Consider the following 21429-nt stretch of genomic DNA (forward strand, 5'->3'; position numbering starts at 1 on the left):
GGGAAGGGGCCACCGCCGACACCCGACCCGACCACATCCGGGCCGGCGGCAACTCCTTCCCCCTGGCACCCACCAGCTCGGCGAATCTGCCGCGAGCGAACCGGCGAGGCCCTGCCGCTGAACCTACGAACCAGCCCCGGGCACCCCAACGTCCCGACGGACACCAGCCCGGACACTTCCACGACCCTGGCGCGTCCCGTCGTGTCCACTACCGTGGGACGGTATGAGTCACCGCCTCCGCGCGGCCATGCTCCGCGCCCACCTCGACCCGGCCGCCCTCGCCACAGCCGTCGGTGTCGACGTCAAGACCGTCACCCGGTGGCTCGCCGGTCGCGTCCCGCACCAACGCACCCGCCTCGCCGTCGCCGACGCCCTCGGCGAAACCGAAGCCGACCTGTGGCCCCAGACCCGCCCCGACCAGGCTCCGGGTGCGGAAGCCACCGCTGAGGTTGTCGCCGCCTACGCCCACCGCGCCGACATCCCCCACCACGTCTGGGCGGCCCTGCTCACCGGCGCCACCAGCCGGATCGACTTGCTCGGCTACGCCTACCCGTTCCTCCTGGAGTTGCTGCCCAACACCATGCAGCTCATCACCGACAAAGCCGCCAACGGCGCCCGGGTCCGTCTCGCGTTCGCCGACCCCGACTGCCCGCACGTCGCTGAACGCGACGCCCTGGAACAGATCGGCGGCGCCCTACCCGGCCGGATCCGTAACGCCCTCAACTTCTGCGAACCCCTCCACAGTGTGCCCGGGGTGGAGATCGGGCTGCACACCGTGCACCTGTACAACTCGGTGTTCCGGTTCGACCACCAGATGATCGTCACCCCACACCTCTACCGCGCCCGCGGCTACCAACACTCCGCCCTGCACCTACGCGAACTCTCACCGCACGGCATCTTCGCCGCCCACGCCGACCAGTTCGAACAGATCTGGCAAACCACCACCGCCTACCCGAAGGAGACCTCCCAATGACGTTGTCAAGCCGCGGTAGCGGCAGGCGGTACGGGTTGGTAGCACCGTCTGTCACGCAGGAGTGCCCACAGGACGTTGATTCGGCGGCGGGCGAGTGCGAGTACGGCCTGGGTGTGCCGTTTGCCCTCGCCGCGTTTGCGGTCGTAGAAGCGCCGCGACTCGGTGCATCGTTGGATGCTGATCAGCGCGGAGGTGTAGAAGACGCGCTGGAGGCCCCGGTGGTAGCGGCGTGGGCGGTGCAGGTTGCCGCTGACGCGTCCGGAATCGCGGGGCGAGGGAGCCAGGCCGGCGAAGCCGGCCAGCCGGTCCGGGGTGCCGAAGGCGTCGAGGTCGCCGCCGGTGGCGGCCAGGAACTCAGCGCCGAGCAGCGCGCCGATGCCGGGCATGCTGGAGATCACTTCGGCGAGTTCGTGCTCATGAAACCGGCCCTCGATGAGCTTGTCGATCTCGCTGACCTTCTCGTTGAGGGCGATCACCTCCTTGGCGAGGGTGTGAACCATCTGGGCGGTGAGCTTCTCGCCGGGCAGCGTGGTGCGTTGCCGGTCGGCGGCCTCGACAGCGGCGGCGGCGATGGTGCCGGCCGAGCGGACTTTGCGGTTACGCAGCCAGGTCTGCAACCGCGCGACGCCGACACGGCGAAGAGCTGCGGGGGTCTGATAGCCGGTCAGCAGCACCAGCGGGCCGTGGTTGGTCAGGTCGAGGGCACGTTCCAGCGCGGGGAAGATGTTCAGCAACTGCTCGCGCAGTCGGTTGATGGTGCGGGTCCGGTCGGCGACCAGGTCGCTGCGGCGGGCGGTGAGGATCTTCAACTCGACGGCCGCCTCGTCTCCCGGGCGCACCGGGTTGAGGTCACGGCGCATACGTGCCTGGTCGGCGATCACTGCGGCGTCGCGGGCATCGGTCTTGCCGGTTCCGCGGTAACCGGCGGCGGCCCGGTTCACCGCGAGACCAGAGATATAGACCAGCCGCTGCTCATGGTTGATCAGCAAGGCGATCAGCAGAGCCGCGCCGCCGTCGGCCACGTCGACCGCCCACGTGACCTCGTCGCTCAGTGCCAGCACATCGGCCAGCAGCGTCAGCAACTCCGCTTCCTCGTTGGCCACTCGCCGCGACAGCAGCCGGTCGCCGTTCTGGTCGACCACCACACAGTGGTGATGCGCCTTGCCGATATCTACGCCGGCCCACACCTTGGGCACGGTCACCTCCACAAGTTCGTTGGTGAGTCGGTCCGCAGACGACCTCGCCGGCATGGTCCTACACAGCGATCTACTCGCAACTCCCAATCGGCGGCCGAGTCGTCGCGGGGTGCTGGGCGGCCAGGTCTCCTGAGCCATCAACGGCAACCCGATGAAAGCCACACCCAGCACCCCCGGATGAGCCAACCCTACGAACTGGGCGGTCATCACGATCAAGAAGGTAGGACCCGGTGACCGGCCGGCGCGACTACTACCACGACCCGCACGCCCCCACCGTGAACAGCCTCGTCCCCGGCGCCGCCGCCGTCGTCACCGACGAGCATGGACGCGTACTGCTGCAACGCCGCACCGACTCCGGCAACTGGGCCCTACCGGGCGGCGCCATGGACATCGGCGAAACCCTTCAACAGTGCGCCATCCGCGAGGTCAAAGAGGAGGCCGGACTCGACATCGAGATCACCGGCCTGCTCGGCATCTACACCGACCCCGCGCACGTCATCGCGTACGCCGACGGTGAGGTCCGGCAGGAGTTCACCGTCACCTACCTCGCCCGAGTCACCGGCGGCACGCTGACCATCAGCGACGAATCCACCGAGGTCCGCTTCATCCACCCCACCGAGTTCGACCAAATCCCCATCCACGACACCGTCCGACTCCGCCTCCACCACCACGCCGAGCACCGCGACACCCCCTACCTCGGATAGCGCCGCCCGTCGGTGCATCGGCCGCCGGCGAGCGCGGACGTCTCTCCAGGTTGCCGTCACCGTCACCGTCAACACCGATAGAAATCGATGCGGCAGGTTGGTGCCACACGCGAAAGGCCAGGTGAAACGCCATGAAAACGTAAGTCACACTGCGTGACGGGCTGAAAATCCCACACGTGCTATGTCCTTGCCGGCACCACGCCTGTCCTGGTTCACAATACAAACCCGGGCTGCGATGTACCATTGCCAACGCAGAAGGTTGGCCCCACGCAAAGGCTTACCAATGCGCAGGCGGCAGATTTGGCGGCGTATAATGGGTATCGACCGACAAATCAAATGCTCAGAGGTGAGAAGATCTTTACGAATGGTAAGCAATACATCGTGCAAGACACTACGTCGCACATCGGCGGCACTTGGAAGATTGCGAGGTCGCCGGGCGCGTTGAATAGCAAGTCCTCACGAACTGCGACCACTGATGCACTGCTGACTCCCATTGGGGGTTGATCAATGACGGACGGTAGCACCGGTTGTGACCAGGGGCTTTACCGGAAGTACTACTGGAGCGTCGACATTCCTGGACTTAGCGAAGAACGGGCTGAATCGCTTGTGGCTTACTGTCCCGAGTTGCCTGGGACCGTGGTCGATCCGAGGCAATGGTTCACCGTCCATATGGATCGGGATACAGCAAAGGTGCTGAGGAACGCTCTACTTAGTCTAGGGCCAGATAGTATCGGTGTTGGTTTGAGGGAAAGCGTAGATGACTGGCTTGACTCGATAGGCCCCGAGGTGCATGACGAATGACTTTCGTGACTGATCAGGTGGTGGCTACGGCGGTGGGTAGCCAGGGACGGCCGGCGGCGAGTTCGGTGAGGGCTTCATGATGTTGCGGCCGTGTGCGGTGGCGGTGGCGAGGTAGGAGCGGATCAACGCGAATTGCTGGGCTCCGTGACCCGGCGGCTGCCGGTGTTCGCCAAGCAGGCGTGGCGGCAGCGGTTGGCGGCGGTGTGCGCCGTACACGCCCGGCTGGGGCCGGCGTCACTGGTGCTCTACGACGTCTCCACTCTCTACTTCGAGACCGACACCGGTGACGGGTTCCGCGAACCCGGGTTCTCCAAGGAACGTCGTCTGGAGCCGCAGATCACCATCGGGCTGCTCACCGATGCCACGGGCTTTCCACTGATGGTCGAGGGGGGGTGTCGTCGGCGGCCACCCGCGCCGCCCTCAAGCGGCTCGGCAGCGTACTGGGCCGGTGACCGCCGCGCGCTGCTGGTGCCACACGGGTCCGCTACCGGTCGGCGTAGTGGTAGCGGCAGGCGATGATCTGGACGTCGTCCTTGGTGATCCGGTACACCAGCCGGTGTTCGCGGTCGATCCGGCGGGACCAGAAGTCGGACAGTTCTCCCCGCAGGGGTTCCGGCTTGCCGATGCCCTCGTAGCCGTTGCGTATCACGTCCGCGATGAGGTCGTTGATGCGCTTGACCAGTTTGCGGTCGGTGTGGCTGACGTACTGGCTCCAGGCTGTCGCGGTGAAGACCAGCCTCACGCGACGTCCCGCCGGGCATCCGGGTCCGTCAGCTCCCGCTCGGCCGTGTCGCCCTGCTCAAGCTCGGCGATCGACCGGCGCAGCGCTGCGGCGTTGCTGGGGCTGCGCAGGAGGTACTCGGTTTCCTTCATCGACTCGTACTCGGCGAGCGACACGATCACCACCGGCTCGTGGCCAGAACGGGTCACGACGACTTCCTCGGCGTCGTTGATGACGCTGTCGAGTTCGGCGGCCAGGTTCTGGCGTAGCTGGGTGAAGTTCACGGTCCGCATGACCACCTCCAGGGCAGGTACAGAAAACTGTACCTCAGGCGGATCTGCCTCACTCCTGGTCGATGCTGTACTTCGCTGCTGTACGAGCCGTGCTGACGAAGCAAGCGACCCCGCGAAGGGTCGCTGACCTGCGGGAAAGTGGGCCGCCAGGGACTCGAACCCTGAACCTATGGATTAAAAGACCGAATCCCCGGCGGCCCACTCCCACATACATCACAGTATCAAAGTCGAGTCGATCTGTCCAGGGGGCAGCCCGTCAGTCCAGCCGTGTTTGCGCTGGTCCAGCTGATGCTCACCGAGGGCGACGCGCCGCGTGGTGGCAGACCTTGGCCCAAATCCAGCATTCCTGTGGTGCATCCGTCCACCGTCGGGCACGTCCGAGCACCCACGGAGCGCCCACGGTCGGTCGTCGCATCACTGTGATAGCTGGCGAGATGATCAACGACAGCGAGGTCTTTGCACAGAGATTCAAGTAGGCGCACATCCATCTCCGCCGCACATCGTGACGCGTGGGAGTCAGCGTCGTAGGGGGCCAGCCTGGGAAAGGGTTCCGCACGGCGATCTGCTCGTCTGCCCTCGTCTGTAGCGCATTGCGTTCCGTGACATGGAGTTGGTCTCGTAGGCCTGAGCCCGCGGAGACGGCACCCGGCTCGGATTACTCACCCCGCTGGCGCGGCGCGACAGCGGGGCCCCGCTCTCGGCCCGCCGGGCCGGGTCCACGCGTCCGGCATACTGGACGGTGTCCGTCGGCCTGCCGGGGCACCCGGCGAAACTCGCCCAAGATTTATTGTCGTTCGGTCGTGATCTGGGGCTCAAGGAGTAAGACCCAGTCCACGAGCGCCAAGGAGCACCGATGCGAACCGACAACACCTTCCCCGGCTCCGACGACGACATGCCGTTCGACGACACACTCGCCGACGAGGCTGTGGACGCTGCCGACGACCCGTGTCCCCGCGCCGACGGCGACGGCACCGATCCGTTCTCCGCGCTGCCGTATCCGCAACGCGAGCCCCGGCTCGCGGCCGACGGGGGAGACTTCGCCCTGACGCTTGGCGACGACTATGCCGCGAAGTTCGCCGCGGCGGCGGCATCCCGCTTCATGACCGAGAACGGTGCGGCCGCGCAGGCGACGCGGGGCAGCTTTCGGCGCTCGACGGCCATCACCTCCAACAAGCCCTTCGACGTCGACGTCATCTATGTGCTTACGCCGCCCGCCACGGACCACGAGGACCACACGAGCCGCCTGATCCAACTGCTCAAGCACTGGAGGCACGCGGCAGACGGACGGTCGAAGACCACCACGCGCATCGAGCTGAAGGTCTCGATGCCGCGGGTCAGCAACCGCAGCTGGTGGGATGACGCGTCGACCAGCGTGGCCGGCTGGATCGCATCCCGGGCCGTTCATGCAGCTCTGCATGCTCGCGAGGCGGTCGTCCAGGAAGACCAGGAAAGCGGCAGGGCCGTCGTGTCCAGCTACGTGTCGCAGTGGCTAGGACTCAAGCCCACCGTGGCGATGGTCGAAGCCGCCGGTAACGCGTTGCTGCAGGCGCCGCTGGATCCGTACGACCCCAGCCCTGACAGCGCGATCGTCAAGCGGCTGCGCAGCGCCACCCTTCTGCAGCGCCGCGCCTGGCGCCCGATCGGCGAGACGTGGCTACGCGGCCGCCGCGTGGACTCCCTCGATCGTCCCCTGCGCCGTTGTGCCGACGACCAGGTGCTCACCGTCGCCGATACCGTGAGGGTCGACGACCGGCACGATGTCGACCTGAACGGCGGGCAGGACCAGCGCATCCCCCGTGTGCTGACCCAGCTGCGCGACGACGAACGCGACGTGGCGATGGCCTATGCGCACGATGAGACCGCCACCTGGGCCGCCGCAGCCCGCGCCTGCGGCCGTCCCGAGGCATTCGGCGAGCGGGTCCGCCGCAAGCTGCTGCGGCTCGGCAAGAACCTCACCGTCCGGCTCACGCAGCAGCACGCCGTTCCGCGTGCGGCGTGACTTCCGGTCGAGCCCGGACGGGCGCACCGGAAGGTTGATACTGACCAAGGTTTGTGCCTGTACGGCCGGATCCGGCGCTGAGAGGTAGATGTACTCGCCGCCGCGCCCGATGAGGAGTGCCACCGTCATGACCGCCTCGCACCACGACGACACGCCCTGCCTTAAGACGACGGGGCAGGCGTGGGTGCCGGACCTCGGCCCCGTACCACCGCGCAGTGACCAACACACCGCGGCCCGGCCCGCGGACCACGACCCCGGGGCACTGCTGAGCATGCGCGCCACGATGGTGCTGCTGCTGGCCGCCTTCACCGGGATCATCGCCGGCGTACTCGCAATTCTGGCCGGCCATTCGCTCCCCGCTGCCACACTCGTCGGCGGGACAGCGGCCGGCGGTGCGCTCGCGTTGTTCCACTCCCTAATCGAGCGGCCATAGCCGAAGCCTGCGGCATGGCCTCCAGCATCCCCGGTCATTCGGGGTTCGGTGCTACAAGTTGGGAGGTCCATCGAACGATTTCTGCCAGGCTGCCACCGGCGTCACTTACCGTTGCCGCGCAACCCTGAGCGGCGGCGATTGTTGTGTCGGTGTCACTCCCGGAAACGGCATTGTGTGCTGCCCCGACCTGCGCGGGTGGTGGTGACCCGGAGTGCGGCGTACAGCTCCGAGTGCAGAGATAGGTACGGCTGCAAGTACACACCGGCACCGAGTTCGGTCTACGTCCGGCGACCCGCCGCCTAGTCTGGCGGCGATCGAGTCGGTGACGTTGGGTGATGCTGTTGCCGAGCCCAGCCGACACCTCAGCGTGCGGATGTGGCCGAGATGAGTGCGCGTCCCTAAGATTCACCACAAGGGGGAACGTTAATTAGAGAATCTCGCGTCACGGTCACGGTCAAGGTGTGAAGCACTTTCACCGGAAGTTGATTGGCAAACCAATAGCCTTCGCTTCCATCCGTTGCCAAGACCTCGGACTCCGCCCAGAAAGTCACTGTCCTCCTTCGTGAGGTAGAAGATTCTGACAATATAACCCGCCCCGGCGTCGTCCTTGCCGCCGACCGTTGATTCTCGCGTCCACACACCGTCTGGTCGGTGATCAGCCTTCGCGAAAGCGAAGTTCTTGTATGGCGACTCGTAAGATAGCCATAAATCATAACCGTCCAGGACGGGAGCGGAGCCGACGAACCTCGCGCATCTCGCAACCATTCCGTCGTTTGGCGAGGTTACGATGATCGCAGGTTGACCCGAACCCGCCGTCGAAGGCTTCTTGATTTCGGTGACAACCATCATGACTGTTGCCGTGATCGTAGCAAGACCAACCAGAGCGCCTCCGATGGCCCTCGCGTGGCTACGCATCCAGGATGCAGTCGCTGATACCTCAGCCATCAATCCAACCTACTCAAAATCGGAAATGTTAAAGTTGTGCGCGTTGACTACAAATCCGCGAAAAGGTCTGGCATCCGCTCAGCTGGGAAGCCCTAATCCACCCGCTCGGCAAAGCTTGTACAGGCGCTCACGTGAACCAATTTGATGGACCTAGATGATACGTCGCTGGCGCCGACGCCATCGACCTACGGCGAGGAAGCGTAGCGGGATCCTCCGACATACCTGGTTCCTCGAGAAGTGGTGATACCACTGCGAGACGCCAGCTACGTGCCCGGGCCAGCTGCGTGGTCGTGGCCAATGAGCCTTAGTCGGACGCGAGTGGCCGTCAAGCTCCGGCGCGCCGCTCTCCACATTGTTCGGTGCAGTCGCGTAGGGTGATGGATCGCGCCACTGCAATGGAACACCTTCTCGCCGGCATAGCTCTCCTCTCGACCCAGCTCCGGATATCCGTCCGGGGCCGGCTACGGAAGGAGTTTCGGTGAGGAAGCAGAACGACGACCCGGCAGTGCCGGATCGAGACCTGCTTCGGCCTTGGCTTGTACTGAGGTTGGTGTTGGATCTGGCCGCTCTCGGGGCGGATGTCCAGCACCACCAAGACCTCGCCTACATCTTCAAGGCCTCGGTGGTGCTCGGACAGACAGCGGCGGACTGGGTGGCGAACCGTACCCGTCGCTGATCTGACGGGGTCCGGGGGTGGAAGGCTGTTGCTTTCCGCCCCCGGCTCCAACCGTGCAGTGCAGCCGACGTTACCACCGATACCTAAAATACTGACACACTGTGTGGCCTCATATTCTTGCGTCGCGTAGTGCGACCTCGAGATGCCGGCTGGGCTCGTAGGCGGCCATCATGGGCGTCACGCCGTCAAAGACCGCGGCGCACTGCCGGCGGGACTCCGTAGACGCGTGAAATCTGCCGGAGGTGTGCCCGGCTCCCGGACAGCCGCTGCGGTACTCGCTGCGGTGGGCTACCAGCCCGACCGCCGACGACGCAAGCGATGGCTCGGTCGAGCGTCAGTCAGCCTTCATGGGGCCTTCGCCTTGGTGAGGTCCTGGGCACGCCCGCTAGCGGAACGGGCGGTACGCGGTTGCGTCGCCGGATAGGAACATGCCCCGCAATCAGCGCCCGGTGGCTGCGCTGTCGCCGCATATGTTGTCGCAGCATTCGATGTGCTCGCGTACCGACGGCCGGCGGCGGCATCGCCGTGTGTCGACATCGACGATGGTGGTGACAGTACGGTGACCTTATGTCGTTGGGGCAGTCGATCCGTACGCTGAGAGCCTATGGGTATCGCCTCGGTGGTCCGCAGGGCTGGCACCGGTATCGGTTCGGCGCTGGTAACGAGTTGTTGAACAGCGTGGGGATCCCGGCTACATGTCGTGTTTACTTCTGCCGCAGAATCTTCAGGTCGGCGTTCATGCGGGTGGCGACGTCGGCGTCGAGTTGCGGGCCGTGGGCGAAGGTCCAGCCGCCTTCGCGGAGGTTGTTGATCGTCTGTTTGAGAGCGCGTCGTGCGTACACGACGCTTTCGTCGCTCCAGAGCACGGCGGTGCCGTGTGCTGTGGTGTGGCTGTTGCTCACGGCTTCGCCGAGAAGCGTAAGGCAGTTGCTGGCGTCGTCGAGGACACCGACCGCCTCCCACTTGTCGCGGTGTCCATGCGTAAGTCGGTCGTGATTGAGGCTGACGCATCGCACTGCCTGGGCGAGCGACGCGATGAGCCGGCCGGTGTTCTCCACGCTGACCACCGCGGGGGATGCGTCGGCGACCTCGCGCTTCTGCGCGTCGTCCGCCTGCTTGAGGTGGGCTACGAGGTCGGCGAGGTCGACGTTCAGGAGATGGGACCGAACAAAGGTCTCTTTGCGGATACCGAGCACGGTGGCGTTGTTGGTGACGAGGTCGGCGAGGATGTCTTCGGCGGTGGCCGCCGAGATGTCGAGGCCGTGACGGTGTCCTTCCTCGCGTAGCCGCGCGACCGTCTGCTGGAAATTCATCATCCGACGCACGGGCCCTCCTGCGGTGGCGATCCATCCGCACAATAGCCGGTCGGAGCGCGGCAGACACAAAGTCGTCCACGGGCGGGACCTGGTCATCGAGCCAAGGACTGACGCAGCCGACAGAGACTGGGCCGCTGAGCCGGGGCTGGGGCCGCCGCAGAGGTTGATGTCCGCCCTACCACCAACGGGATGGCGGGTCTACGGGGTTGAAGCGATGAAGCGATCGCCTCGTCAGCTCAGCCGGGATCTGACCACCCATCTGCGCCACGCTTCAAGCCGCGGCGGGCTCGGAGCGTGTCGAGCGCGACGTTGGTGGGCGTGTAGCGGCGCAGGTAGCAGCGAGTGCGTACGTTGACGGCCCAGAGCAGTCGCAGTTTGGCACTCTCCTCTCATCGCACGGATCTTGAGCGAGACAGTGCGTCAGAGAGCGGCCGAACGGGTTGCCGCTAAAGCGCCATCGTGGAGGAGGAAGCCGCGTAGGGACGATCGGGCATGTTGTCGAATCGCTCAAACATGCTGACGACTGTCTTGGCAGCGGGTTTGCCTCTGTGGGCCAGCAGGGCAGCATAGTCGTTGTCCTGGAAGAGGTCGTCCAGGATGCCTTCCCAGTCGTAGTCGGCGGTCGACTCGGGCAGCCGTTCTAGGTCGTCGTCGAAGACTTCGAGTTCGAGTAGGACGTTGGCGCGGTCGGTCATGAGGTGGAGTGCGACCTCCTCGGCGTTCGTGCGGGGGTGGGGCTCCGCACCGTGGGCGAGGTCGGCGGCCAGGTTGAGGAACGCCATCCGGAACTGGTCCATCGCCTCGGGAGGCAGGCGTCGGACGAAGGGCGGAAACTCCTCCCAGCCGATCGGGTCCTTAACGGCCATGCGGATCTCGTCGCTGAGGATCACTGCTGCGGCGTGGAGCAGCCGAGCGGTTCGCGGCGTGATCACGGGGGGCACGCAGTCGTAGCACTCGGCGCTGTCGCAGGCAGGGCATTCGAGACATCCCTCGCCGCATCTCGTGCAGGTGCCGCATCCGTCGGCGGGGCACCCGTTGGTCGAGAAGCTGGCGATCCCGGCAGCCGTCCGGCGCCGCAGGTGCCCTGCCAGGGCGTGGCGGTTGCTGCCGAGGGCGTCGAGAATCGAGGTGACCGAGGTGCGGACCGGGCCCGGCTCGGCGTCGAGTGCGGCGAGCAGCCGGTCGCGGGTCTGCGCCGGCGGATGCCCGGCGGTCAGCAGATTCAACAGGTCCGCGATGGTGTCCGCCCGTTCGGCAGTCGGGAAGGTGGCCAAGGCCTCCACCGTTTCCCCACCGCCGTGGTCGACGACGGTGAACACCCGATGGGTGCTGGCGGTGTGCTGCGGCAGGAAGCCGTGATAGATCGTCTTCATCCAGAGGTCCTTCTAAAGACAGTGACGCCCATGTCGGAGGGCCCGCGAGAAGTGCATGGCGGGCTGCACCTCGCGGTACGTCCGCGACGCCGTTGCCCAAGAGGATTCGAGGCTGCCTGCCAGGGTCCGACCCTGGCTGCGTAACCGGCTCATGGATACCAGCTTTCATCCTCCTGGGCAACCCCAAACTCTGCCGGCTACTAGGCGGGCGACAGGTATCCGGGTGACAGCAAGGAATACAGTCGCGTTCTTCTCGCCTGGCGGCGAGCCCGTGTGCCGTTGTGGCCGCGCGTCCGCCACCACCGATGCGATGCGTGACGTCGATGCCCGGGGCGGGGCCGGCTGATGTGTGTCCGGTCGTCGGTCCAGGTCATGCTTGGACCGACGACAGCCCTCATCTACCCCGTCCGCGCTGCGAGGCGTCGGGACCGGCCGGAATGCCGGTGTGGGGTGGCGCTGGCGGGTAGCCTCCCTTGGTGACTTCATCGTCTGTGGACTACACCGCGACGTTGCCGCGCAAGCGGATGGGCTCTGGCGTGCTGTTCCGTGACGGCGACGGCCGGGTTCTGCTGGTGGAGCCGGTGTACAAGGACTACTGGGAGTTGCCTGGTGGCGCGGTGGACGCGGACGAGTCGCCGTACGACGCCGCGGTACGCGAGTTGAAGGAGGAACTCGGCCTGTCGGTGGCGCCTGGGCGACTGCTGGTGGTGGACTGGGTGCCGCCGCGTACCGGCCGCACGGAGGGGGTCATGTTCGTCTATGACGGCGGGATCCTGGACTCGACGCGCACCGCCGAGATCGACCTGCCCGCCGACGAACTGCGCGGTTGGGCGTGGTCGACGCCGGCCGAGGCGCAGCAGCGGCTTTCGCCGCTGCTGGCTCGGCGGGCCGCCGCCGCGATGGAGGCAGTGACTGATGGCATTACCGCCTACCTGGAGAACGGAACCCGCGTCGTCTGACCTTTGGGTGGCCGCCGGTTGCCTGTCGGCTCGGACTCAGGCCGCTGTGGCGGACACCGCAGCGAGGTGGCCAGTCGATGGTGGCGTTGAAGCGGCCATCGACGCGTCCAGAAGGCTGAGGCCGCCGGAGCGGTAGAGGCTGTCGTGCACGCCGTCGGCGTAGAGCAGGCCGGTAATGTCCGCGCGAGCCTTCGCGATCGGGCTGGCCTGCTGGAATCCCCAGGCCCCCAGCAGCGGGGCGAGGTCGGTGATCGCCCGGTGAGCAGTGTCGATGCCGGCGGCCTTACCGACTCGGGCTGCCAGGTCCGCGTGCGGGTGTCCGGCCATGGCGAGCCGGCTGGTGGTGATCGTGGCGAGCAGCGCGGCGGTGATCTCGGCGTGGGTACGCCCAAGGGTGATCAGGGCGTTGTCACGCACCCGGGGCAGCACTCCGGCCTTGTGCCGGGCGGCGAGCGCGTCGGCGACGAGGGTGTGCATGCCGGCGGCGGTGCCCAGGGCGGTGGCGGTGACCAGGGGCCGGAACCGGGCGAAGTGGCGACGGAACACCGCGAGTCCGTCGCCTGCCCGGCCGAGTAGATCGGTGGCCGGGTCGACGGGCACATCGTGCAGCCGCAGTACACCCCAGGACCAACCACCCAGCCCGAACGGCGCGATCGGTTCCCGCTCCAGCCCCTCGTTGGCAGCGTCGATGACCACTGCGGTGATCCGGCTGTCCGGGTCGCGGAAGAACACCACGAACCCGGCCGACTCGACCAGCCGGGAGACCCAGCACTTCTCCCCGTTGACGCGCCAGCGGCCGTCGCGGTGCAACCTGGCCCGGGTGGTGATCTCCTGGAGGCGGGAGCCGCCGTGCCGCTCGGTCGCGGCGATACCCACCAGCTCGCCCCGGTCTAGCCGGGCGCGCCAGGTCTCGGCGGTGACCTCGGCGGCGTCGGTGAGGATCATCGCCCCGTGGCCGGTCCCGGTCGCGTCCCGCAGGTCCAGGTCGTGCACGCCCGCGCAGAACTGAGCGAGCGTCTGCCACACGGGCCCGGACGGGCCGGCCGGCGCGTGGTGGCCGTAGTCGGCCAGGTGCCGGCGCAGGTCCAGCAGCCACCGGGAGCGGCCCGGGCCGTCGAGGGGCGGGGCGGCGGCAACCCGCCGTGCCAGCTCGCGTGACAGCCCGCACAGGTCGCTCCACGTGTCCGCATCCAGTTCGGGCACGCTGGAGCGCAGCGGCTCCAGCCAGGCAAGCGCCGGGGTCATGGAGTCACCTGCTCGTGTGCGCGGGCGGGGACGCCGTAGACGATCGTGTTGGCGGGCACGTCCCGGGTGACCACCGCGCCGGCCCCGACCAGCGCCTGGGCGCCCACGGTGATGCCGGCGAGAAGGACCGCGCCGGAGCCGATCTTGCAGGCGTACTCGAACACCGGCGGGTGCAGCGGCTGCTCGTTGTCGGGGTCGCGCCAGATCAACTGCTTGTCGTTGACGGTGCGGATCCCCGCGCCAAGGAACACCCGGTCGCCGACCACGGTGTCCGCGGTCAGGTGTGATCCCGGGGAGCAGCGCACCCCCTGACCGATGCGGGTACCGCGCTCCACGGTCAGGTTGGCCGCCAGCTGGCTGCCCGATCCGACAACCACGTTGGTACGCAGCAGGGTGTTGTGGCCGATCGTGGTGTCGTCTCCGACGTGGGCGCCGGCGTAGATGGTCGCCCCGGCCCGCATGACCACGCCGGAGCCAATCGTGGTGGTGCTACCGACGCCCTGGTAAACCTGCCGCATCGCGTACCCGTACTCGGGCTCCCCGAGGATCACCCGATGGCCCAGGTGGGTGTCGTCGCCGACGCGGCAACCGCCGTGGACCACGGCGAACGCGCCGATGCTGACCCGTGCGCCCAAGATGATGGGCCGCAGCGTGCCGAGCATATCGGCCGGCACGAAAACGGCGCTCGGATGAAGGCGACAACCGTCGCCGATCTCCAGCAGCCCTGCTCGGCGCAGGTCCGTCGCGGTGACCGGACCGTCGACGGTGGTAGTTGGGTGCATCATCGCAGCTCCCTCATGTCGCTGGCTCAGCCCAGCCCGACGAGTGGGGTGGACTGGTTTCAGTGCACCTGCGATGAGAAGCAGGTCCACAGACGTGGACGCATCCGTTGCAAGCGGTTTGCACAACCCGTAATCCATCGGTCACCCTCAAAGAACCCGACGTCGTGAGGAGGTGGGCATGCCGACCGAACCGACCTGGACAGAAATGCCCGCCGTCGCCGCTGCCGCCGCAGCCGGCGACATCGGGACGCTGCTCCGCGTCGCCCGGACCACATCCGGGCTGACTCTTGAGGAGGCTGGCCAGCGCACCGGCTACTCCGCCGCGACCATGTCCCGGTGGGAGAACGGCCGGCGGCGGGACTGGACCGTTACCGAGCTGCGTCGGCTGGCGCAGGTGTACGGGATCCCGCCGCGTCTGTTCGGGCTGGCCTCGTCATCCCCACCCGCGCAGACCAGTGCGGCTAGGGTGATCGAAGGCCCCAACAATGGTGGTGGTGATTGGATGCGTCGACGCGACCTTATTGCCGGCACTCTTGGCCTGACCACCGGTGCCGCCCTGCTGCCCGCAGACGCCGCCGGGGGCATGGCCGCCACGGTGGAAGATGTGATCTTCGGCCGGGTCGCCGCTGTTCCGTTACCCGACCACCAGCTCGGCGCGCAGTTGGCCGCCGCCAAGGCCGACTTTCGGGCCTGCCGCTACAGCCAGCTCGCCCGCCGACTGCCCCGCCTGCTCGCCCAGGCCACCGCCGGACGAGACGAGGCCCCCGCTGACCAGGTGGAACAGGCATCAGCTCGGCTGTCCCAGGCGTACGGTGTCGCGACCCAGCTGCTGATCAAGCTGCACGACGACGGCATGGCCTGGTCCACGTCCGACCGCGCCATTCAAGCAGCGCGGGCATCCGGCGACCCGCTGGTCATCGCCGAAGCAACCCGACTCGCCGCGACCGTTCTGCGCCGCACCCGCCACCGCGACGGCGCCCAGCGCCTCGTGCTGCACGCCGCGCGGCAACTCGACGCCGACACCGGCCTGACCGACCTACCGCAGACCGCGATGTACGGGCAACTACTGGCGGTCGCCGCCTACACCGCCGCGATACGCGACGACCGCGACACCGCCTGGACCCTGCTCGGCGAAGCCGAAGACGCCGCCCGCCGCGTCGGCCGCGACACCAACCGGTTCAACCCGCTCGACCTCGCCGTCTACAAGATCAGCGTCGCGCGGGTGCTCGGCGACTACGGCACCGCCGTGAACTACGCCCGGCAGGTCGACCCGACGCACATCACCGCGCCCGAGCGCCGCGCCCGCTACTGGGAAGACACCGCCCTGGCCCTGCACGGCCGGGGATACTCGACCGGCGCCTTCCAAGCCCTGCTCGCCGCCGAGCGCGACACCCCGCAGGAAGTCCGCTACCGACCGTGGGCACAGAACCTGACCCGCGAACTCATATCCACCGACACTCGCGGCGCCCTGACGGGGGTTCGTGAACTCGCAGCCCGGATCGGCGTCGATGCGTAGCACGCCGGCGGCGCCGTGACCACCGCACCGGGTGATAGCGAGCCGACAGGCTGGCGGCTCGCGCGAGAGCTCGCCCTGGCTTTCGTGCGTGAGATGCGCGCGGGTCCGCAACCGCTACCAGTGCTCTACATCGACTGCGACGGATGTGGCCAGATCACCCCACACAACCGGGTACAGAAGATCATGAGCATCCGCGAAGGGGTGTTCACCGGTTCACCGCCGGAGACGGTGTGCGAGGGGTGCGGCCACGCCCAACCCCGGGTCGTTGACGACGAGGTACCCGCCGACGCCACAATCGTCTGCACCGGCCGCCGGCATCGACGCTTCGGCTACAAACGCCGGCGCAAGCCATGCGGCGAGTCGTTGACCGTCCCGGCCGCTGCGGCCCTGGTCATCTGCCCGTGGTGCCTAACAGCCCAGACCGGACCGGGCCGCCGCTGACCCCGCCCGGGCAGCTCCGCGTGGCGCCTGCCGAAACCGCCCGCCAGCCGGCCCTCAGCCTGAGTGACGGGCCTCCAGGGGCGGCATCTCAGTATCCTCGTGCTTCGACGCTGTCTGGGCTCGCACCCGAGCCTACGGAAACTTGGAAACCTTTGGAACTTGCTGGAACTCCTGGGGACGGCTAAGTTCTCCTCGTGGCCGACTCGATGGAAGCTCTCGAGCAGCGGATCGATGATCTCCGGGCGGAGGTACGGCGATCCGTGGTGGCGGGCGACCGCGCCGGGGCCAATCGGCTCCGCGCCGAACTGCGCAAAGTGGAAGCGGAGTGGGACACAGCCCTGGCCGCCCTTGCCGGGCCCGAACCGCTTGAGGATGCGGGGATGGTGCCGACCGCACCGCTGCTGCCTGTCCGGGAGCAGGTGCACCAGGCGCTGACATTCCTCACGGTGCCGGCGGCGCCGAAGTTGATCGTCGCTCTCCACAACGCGCTCTTCGGCGGGACGCTTGCCAGCGGGCAGTTGACCAGCCTTCGGCGGGATGAAGAACGTTCGTTCAAGACAAACCGGCACGGCCGGCCGTACTACGTCTGTGCGGCGTTGACCGCCGATCGGTTGTCGCCAGCGCGCGGGCTGTTGGCGGTATCGACGTGGCCGATGGAGGCGCGTGTCGTCGGACCGCTGAGCCCCCGAGTGCACTTTCTCAAGGCAGCCATCCGGGTAGCTGAACACCTTCGGCGACCGGAGTGGGCGACGCTACCCTCGCGTCGACTGTTGTGGGAGTTCGCCGCCAACATCCCTGGCGGAGCGCGGACGTTCGAGTCCATGACGCCGGACGGCGTCCAGCACGCAGCACGCACAGAACTTGAACTTCATGAGGACGTCGACCGCTCGCACCGCGAAGCGGCAGCTCGGCGGGCCCTCAAGCTCGACGATCTACAGCAGATGTTCGGCACCACACTCAGACTCGCCCCGGTAACCATGGGCGAGCGGTAGGCGCCACCGCTCCGCTGTTCGATCGCACTTCCCACGCGAAGGAAGGGCACGTGAACGGTCTCAAAGCGCGTCTCGACGCGCTGCGGGGGTCAGAAGAACGCCGCAAGCTCAACGCCCGCGGACTCGCCGCACTCACCGCCAACCCCGGCTGCCAGCGCAGGAGCGTTCTGGACGCCGCAGGCATCGACAAGCAGATGCTCGGCTCGGCGCTCGGCTTCGCGATGTCGACGGACCAGTCCCAGTTCGCCCTCACGCGTGGCACCACGTTCGAGGCGCAGGTCAAAGCCAACGGGTGCGCGCAGCTGCTCACGCTCCTGCGCGAGGTGCTCGGCCTGCCGCTGACCGAGGTCTCCTACGACGATCTGGAGACCGTCGGCGGCAACGCGAGCCCTGCGGCGCGGCACCGCCACACCGCCCGGCTGCTGACCCAGGCCGGCGCGCTGGCCGAGGACGCTGGCACCCTGTTCGACCACCCGCTGCTGGAACTGGTGGTCGCGGGCTATCCGGTCTATCTGGAGCCGGACCTGATCGCGTTCCGGTTCGAAGGCCAGTTCTACATCGTGGAGATCAAGTCGTTCGCGGTCGTCGACGGGCAGGCGCCGGCCGCCTCGGTGGCGTCAGCCGAGCTGCAGGCTGCCGTCTACGTGCACGCCATGCGCGAACTGCTGCGCGCCCACGGCCTGGATGAGCAGCTCGTCGCGCCAGAGGTCGTGCTGGTCTGCCCGAAGGACTTCAGCAACCGACCGACCGCCGTGAAGGTCAACATCACCAACCATCTGAACGCGGTTCGGCGGCAGCTGTCACGGATGCAGGGCCTGGACGCGATCGTCGCCATGATGCCCGCCGGCGCGACCCTTGACCGGTGGCGCGACCCGGATCGGCTCGATCCGCGACCGGCACAGGAGCTCAAGCGCACGCTGCGCACCGTCGAGGCGCGTTACGTCCCACAGTGCCTGAGCACCTGCGAGATGGCGAAGTTCTGCCGCAGCGAGGAGCGTGGGTCGACCGCGGCGCTCGGGCGGCAGGTACGCGAGGAACTGGGCGGGCTGGAGTCGGTGAGCGAGGTGATCGGGCTGGCCACCGGAGCACGGATTCCGGCGGGCGACCAGGCCGAGCAGGCGCGGCTACTGCGACTCGCGCACAGCTACCGCACCGCGTTCCTCGGTGGTGCTGCATGACGCTACTGACCTCCCTCGGGCGGGCGCTTGCCGTGGACCGTGGCCAGGCGCAACGGATCACCACGGTCCGGCACCTGCATGTCAGTTCGACGCCGCTGGTGTTCGTGCCGTTGAAGATGGCCGGTGAGGCCAGCGCACCCATGGCCGCCATGATCGGAATGGACCGGGAGAACCCTCGGCTGCTCGTCGTGGCCCAGCCGCGCAACCGCGAGCAACGGTTCGCCTTCGCCCACGATCTGGCCCGGCTGCTGTTCGCGGAACTTCTCCCGATGACCTTGCGCCGGCCTCCCGTGCCCGGACAGCCGGCGGACGGCCCGCGTCGCTGCGCAGACGCGCCGCAGATCTGGGTGCCCAACCGCGCGGGGGTGGAGTTCGTGCGCATGCTCGGCCGGTCCACCCGTTTCCGTAGGACCACGGGCCCGTGGGCGGTCCCGGCGAACGTCCCACGGATGGGTAAGTGGCTCACGTTCTACGCCGATCGGGTGCAGTACCCGGGCTCGAGCCTGCTCGTGCCGGCCACGGCGGCACTGTCAGCGCACTGGGCCACGGGGCAGAGCAGTGAGGAGGACGAGCATCTCGGCACGGTCCTGGCATGGCTGGACCCCGGCGGACACCTGACCGGCGCCGAGGCCGCCCAGATCGCCGAGGACCCGGTGGACAACCCTCCGGCCGGGCTGGCGACGGATCCCACCTTCGACAACACGGTGCTGGCACCGCTGATCCGGCGCTACCACGACAACGCCGACAACAGGGTGGAACGCGCCCGCGTGGAGTCCCGCATCGAGTCCGCGCTGCGGGATCAACTGATCCGGACGTGGCACCGGATGTGGCAGGCGATCGACCTACTCGTCGCGCTGGAGCCCGGCCGCCACGTCGCCGAGCGGTGGGACCACGACCTGGACGCGTTCACCCGAACCGCAGACTGGATCGAGACCAGCCCGGCCGCGCAACCGAAGCGCGACTCGGCGGTCACCGCCGCGATGAGCCTGTACGAGCTGGAACGCGCACAGGCGCGGTACGAGGCCCAGCGGGCCTTCGACGACCCCCTCGTCATGGCGGAGGCGCGGATGGCGGGCGAGGCCTTCGTCGGCACCGTCACGGCCGCCGAACCTTACCGCCGCATTGGGCGGCGCAACCTACCGCTGATCACCGTCGAGACGACCGACCCCGTACGCCTGCCCAGAGGCGAGAACCGCCTCCGCAGCCCCGCTCGCCTCGGACAGAAGGCGGAACTGGTGACGATCACCGAGGTGGGTGACCGGGTGCAGGTGGTGCTGGAGCTGTCCGAGGGCATGGGCAACGGGCGCGAACCGAAGCCGGGCAGTGTCCCCGAGCTGCACGAGGAGGTGTGCTACAGCCTGCGCACCACCAAGGTGCGGCGGATGCCAGCGTTCCCGCGACGAGAGGGGACGCCGTGGACGCACGGTGGGCCCCCGGCGGAGTACATCCCCACGGACGAGGACGCCCAGGAGGAATGGCAGTGACCACGCCGACCGTCTCCGACGTCGTCGATGACGCGATCGACCGACTGCTGAACGGACCGCACCGTGGCGTCGTGCTCGACTCGCCTCCCGGGGCCGGCAAGTCCCGGGCGGTCGTGCGCACCGCCGTGCATCTGGCCACCGCAGGGGAACCCGTGCGGGTCGTCGCGCAGACCAACTCCCAGGTCGACGACCTCGTCCACCGCATCGCCGAGACCGCGCCCAGCCTCTCGGTGGGCCGATACGCCGCGAAGGATTACGTGCCGCCGGACTGGCTACACCGACCGGGCGTCGCCATTCGCCAACGGCTGCGTGACCTGGCCGATGTGCCGATCGTGGTCGCCACGGCCGCGAAGTGGCTGGATCCGGTCGTCGAACAGCGGCGCCCGTGGGCGATAGTCGACGAGGCATACCAGATGCGCTCGGACACCCTGCTCCGCCTCGCGTTCATCTTCGAGCGTGCCCTGTTCGTCGGCGATCCCGGCCAGCTGGACCCGTTCTCCGTCGTCAACGTCGAGCGGTGGACCGGCCTGCCGTGGAATCCGATGCAGAGCGCCGTCGCGGCCATGATTGCCAACAACCCCGAGATCAAGCCGCTGCAGCTACCGTACTCCTGGCGGCTGCCTCCGTCGGCGTCGGCGCCGGTGTCGGCGGCGTTCTACCCGCACGTGCCGTTCCAGTCGGCGCCCGAGCAGGGGCGGCGGCGGATGTGGCTGCCCACGAACGGGCTCGGCGGCATTCACGACCATGCCGTCGAGCGGGCCGCCGAATCCGGTTGGGCCTATGTCGAGCTGCCTGCCCAGCACACGCTGCGTACGGACGCCGAGGCCGTCGAGCACGTCGTCGCCGTCGCCGTACGCACCTTGCAACGCGGCGCCATGGTCGAGTCGCGGAACGAGCCCGATGGCGCGCCCGTGCGGTCGGACCGGATCGCCATCGGCGCGGTACACCGTGATCAGGTCGCCGCTATCAAGGACGAACTGACCCGCGTCGGCCACCGGGCCATCCGCGTCGACACCGCCAACCGGCTGCAGGGCGCCGAGTTCGACGTCGTGGTGGTGCTGCACCCACTGTCCGGGCGCCGCGACGCCACCGCGTTCCACCTGGAATCCGGACGGCTGTGCGTGCTGACCTCCCGACACCGCCACGCCTGCATCGTGGTCGGACGGGCCGGCATCGCCGAGCTTCTCGACGCGCACCCGTCGGTCGACCCGGTCCCGCTCAACACGAGGCCGAAGTTCCCCGACGGCTGGGAAGCCCACCACTGCATGCTCGAACACCTCAAGCGGCACCGCATCCGAGCCGCCTAGACCAGCACCAACCTCCGCGCACGCGATCAGCACCCGGAAACTGGCCGATCGCGCGGTACCCCCTTGCCCAACACACCGGCGGCGCCGAGCCACCG

At 67.9% G+C, this 21429-nt stretch carries 19 protein-coding genes and 1 pseudogene; 13 read left to right on the top strand and 7 right to left on the bottom strand.

Translation table 11 applies throughout. The features are described 5' to 3' along the window. Positions 1-247: 247 nt before the first annotated feature. Positions 248-973, top strand: a complete 726-nt coding sequence (locus O7615_RS13945; RefSeq protein ID WP_278182099.1) for a helix-turn-helix transcriptional regulator — start codon at positions 248-250, stop codon at positions 971-973. A gap of 5 nt (positions 974-978) precedes the next feature. Here the strand turns inward: O7615_RS13945 and O7615_RS13950 are convergent, their stop codons facing one another. Next, the gene (locus O7615_RS13950) at positions 979-2175 is read right to left on the bottom strand and encodes an IS110 family transposase (protein ID WP_278175529.1); all 1197 of its coding nucleotides are present in this window, start codon (positions 2173-2175) and stop codon (positions 979-981) included. Positions 2176-2399: 224 nt separating this feature from the next. Here O7615_RS13950 and O7615_RS13955 point away from each other — a divergent pair, with 224 nt between their 5' ends. Together O7615_RS13955 and O7615_RS13960 are read left to right on the top strand one after the other, a co-directional pair. Beyond that, positions 2400-2873 carry an NUDIX domain-containing protein gene (locus tag O7615_RS13955; RefSeq protein ID WP_278177943.1) on the top strand — a complete coding sequence of 158 codons (474 nt, stop codon included), beginning with the start codon at positions 2400-2402 and terminating at the stop codon, positions 2871-2873. Between the two features lie 1035 nt (positions 2874-3908). Further along, positions 3909-4070: pseudogene (locus tag O7615_RS13960) on the top strand (IS1634 family transposase); the annotation flags it as partial. A gap of 88 nt (positions 4071-4158) precedes the next feature. On the opposite strand, the gene O7615_RS13965 reads toward O7615_RS13960, so the two are convergent. Together O7615_RS13965 and O7615_RS13970 are read right to left on the bottom strand one after the other, a co-directional pair. Further along, the gene (locus tag O7615_RS13965; protein ID WP_278177944.1) at positions 4159-4416 is read right to left on the bottom strand and encodes a Txe/YoeB family addiction module toxin; all 258 of its coding nucleotides are present in this window, start codon (positions 4414-4416) and stop codon (positions 4159-4161) included. After that, the gene (locus O7615_RS13970) at positions 4413-4688 is read right to left on the bottom strand and encodes a type II toxin-antitoxin system prevent-host-death family antitoxin (RefSeq protein ID WP_278177945.1); all 276 of its coding nucleotides are present in this window, start codon (positions 4686-4688) and stop codon (positions 4413-4415) included. Before O7615_RS13970 ends, O7615_RS13965 begins: the two co-directional genes overlap by 4 nt. A gap of 853 nt (positions 4689-5541) precedes the next feature. On the opposite strand from O7615_RS13970, the gene O7615_RS13975 reads away from it, so the two are divergent. From O7615_RS13975 to O7615_RS13985, 3 genes are all read left to right on the top strand, one after another. Beyond that, on the top strand, positions 5542-6687 hold the full coding sequence (locus tag O7615_RS13975) for a hypothetical protein (protein WP_278177946.1): 1146 nt from the start codon (positions 5542-5544) through the stop codon (positions 6685-6687). Positions 6688-6814: 127 nt separating this feature from the next. After that, positions 6815-7120: a hypothetical protein gene (locus tag O7615_RS13980; RefSeq protein WP_278177947.1), complete on the top strand. Its 306-nt coding sequence runs from the start codon at positions 6815-6817 to the stop codon at positions 7118-7120. 1423 nt (positions 7121-8543) lie between these two features. Further along, a complete protein-coding gene (locus O7615_RS13985) occupies positions 8544-8741 on the top strand; it encodes a hypothetical protein (RefSeq protein ID WP_278177949.1) in 198 nt (65 codons plus the stop codon). Between the two features lie 704 nt (positions 8742-9445). Here O7615_RS13985 and O7615_RS13990 read toward each other — a convergent pair. Both O7615_RS13990 and O7615_RS13995 read right to left on the bottom strand, forming a co-directional pair. Further along, a complete protein-coding gene (locus tag O7615_RS13990) occupies positions 9446-10066 on the bottom strand; it encodes a hypothetical protein (RefSeq protein WP_278177951.1) in 621 nt (206 codons plus the stop codon). Positions 10067-10503: 437 nt separating this feature from the next. Then, a complete protein-coding gene (locus tag O7615_RS13995; RefSeq protein WP_278177953.1) occupies positions 10504-11430 on the bottom strand; it encodes a hypothetical protein in 927 nt (308 codons plus the stop codon). Positions 11431-11906: 476 nt separating this feature from the next. On the opposite strand from O7615_RS13995, the gene O7615_RS14000 reads away from it, so the two are divergent. Further along, a complete protein-coding gene (locus tag O7615_RS14000; RefSeq protein WP_347405086.1) occupies positions 11907-12389 on the top strand; it encodes an NUDIX hydrolase in 483 nt (160 codons plus the stop codon). A 36-nt stretch (positions 12390-12425) separates the two neighbouring features. Here O7615_RS14000 and O7615_RS14005 read toward each other — a convergent pair whose 3' ends face one another. Both O7615_RS14005 and O7615_RS14010 read right to left on the bottom strand, forming a co-directional pair. Further along, positions 12426-13634, bottom strand: a complete 1209-nt coding sequence (locus O7615_RS14005; RefSeq protein WP_278177955.1) for an acyl-CoA dehydrogenase family protein — start codon at positions 13632-13634, stop codon at positions 12426-12428. After that, positions 13631-14419 carry a DapH/DapD/GlmU-related protein gene (locus tag O7615_RS14010; protein ID WP_278177957.1) on the bottom strand — a complete coding sequence of 263 codons (789 nt, stop codon included), beginning with the start codon at positions 14417-14419 and terminating at the stop codon, positions 13631-13633. The genes O7615_RS14005 and O7615_RS14010 overlap by 4 nt, the downstream gene beginning before the upstream one ends. A gap of 175 nt (positions 14420-14594) precedes the next feature. Between O7615_RS14010 and O7615_RS14015 the strand changes: the two genes are divergently transcribed. From O7615_RS14015 to O7615_RS14040, 6 genes are all read left to right on the top strand, one after another. Further along, positions 14595-15932: a helix-turn-helix transcriptional regulator gene (locus O7615_RS14015; protein ID WP_278177958.1), complete on the top strand. Its 1338-nt coding sequence runs from the start codon at positions 14595-14597 to the stop codon at positions 15930-15932. 93 nt (positions 15933-16025) lie between these two features. After that, positions 16026-16373: a hypothetical protein gene (locus tag O7615_RS14020; RefSeq protein ID WP_278177959.1), complete on the top strand. Its 348-nt coding sequence runs from the start codon at positions 16026-16028 to the stop codon at positions 16371-16373. A 194-nt stretch (positions 16374-16567) separates the two neighbouring features. Beyond that, positions 16568-17365, top strand: a complete 798-nt coding sequence (locus tag O7615_RS14025) for a hypothetical protein (RefSeq protein WP_278177960.1) — start codon at positions 16568-16570, stop codon at positions 17363-17365. 194 nt (positions 17366-17559) lie between these two features. Further along, positions 17560-18543 carry a hypothetical protein gene (locus O7615_RS14030; protein ID WP_278182101.1) on the top strand — a complete coding sequence of 328 codons (984 nt, stop codon included), beginning with the start codon at positions 17560-17562 and terminating at the stop codon, positions 18541-18543. After that, positions 18540-20027 (top strand): hypothetical protein, encoded by a 1488-nt coding sequence (locus tag O7615_RS14035; RefSeq protein ID WP_278177961.1) that lies wholly within the window; start codon positions 18540-18542, stop codon positions 20025-20027. The genes O7615_RS14030 and O7615_RS14035 overlap by 4 nt, the downstream gene beginning before the upstream one ends. After that, positions 20018-21334 (top strand): AAA domain-containing protein, encoded by a 1317-nt coding sequence (locus O7615_RS14040; protein ID WP_278177962.1) that lies wholly within the window; start codon positions 20018-20020, stop codon positions 21332-21334. Before O7615_RS14035 ends, O7615_RS14040 begins: the two co-directional genes overlap by 10 nt. Positions 21335-21429 lie beyond the last annotated feature (95 nt).

It is taken from the genome of Micromonospora sp. WMMD1082 (assembly GCF_029626175.1).
Lineage (GTDB): Bacteria > Actinomycetota > Actinomycetes > Mycobacteriales > Micromonosporaceae > Micromonospora.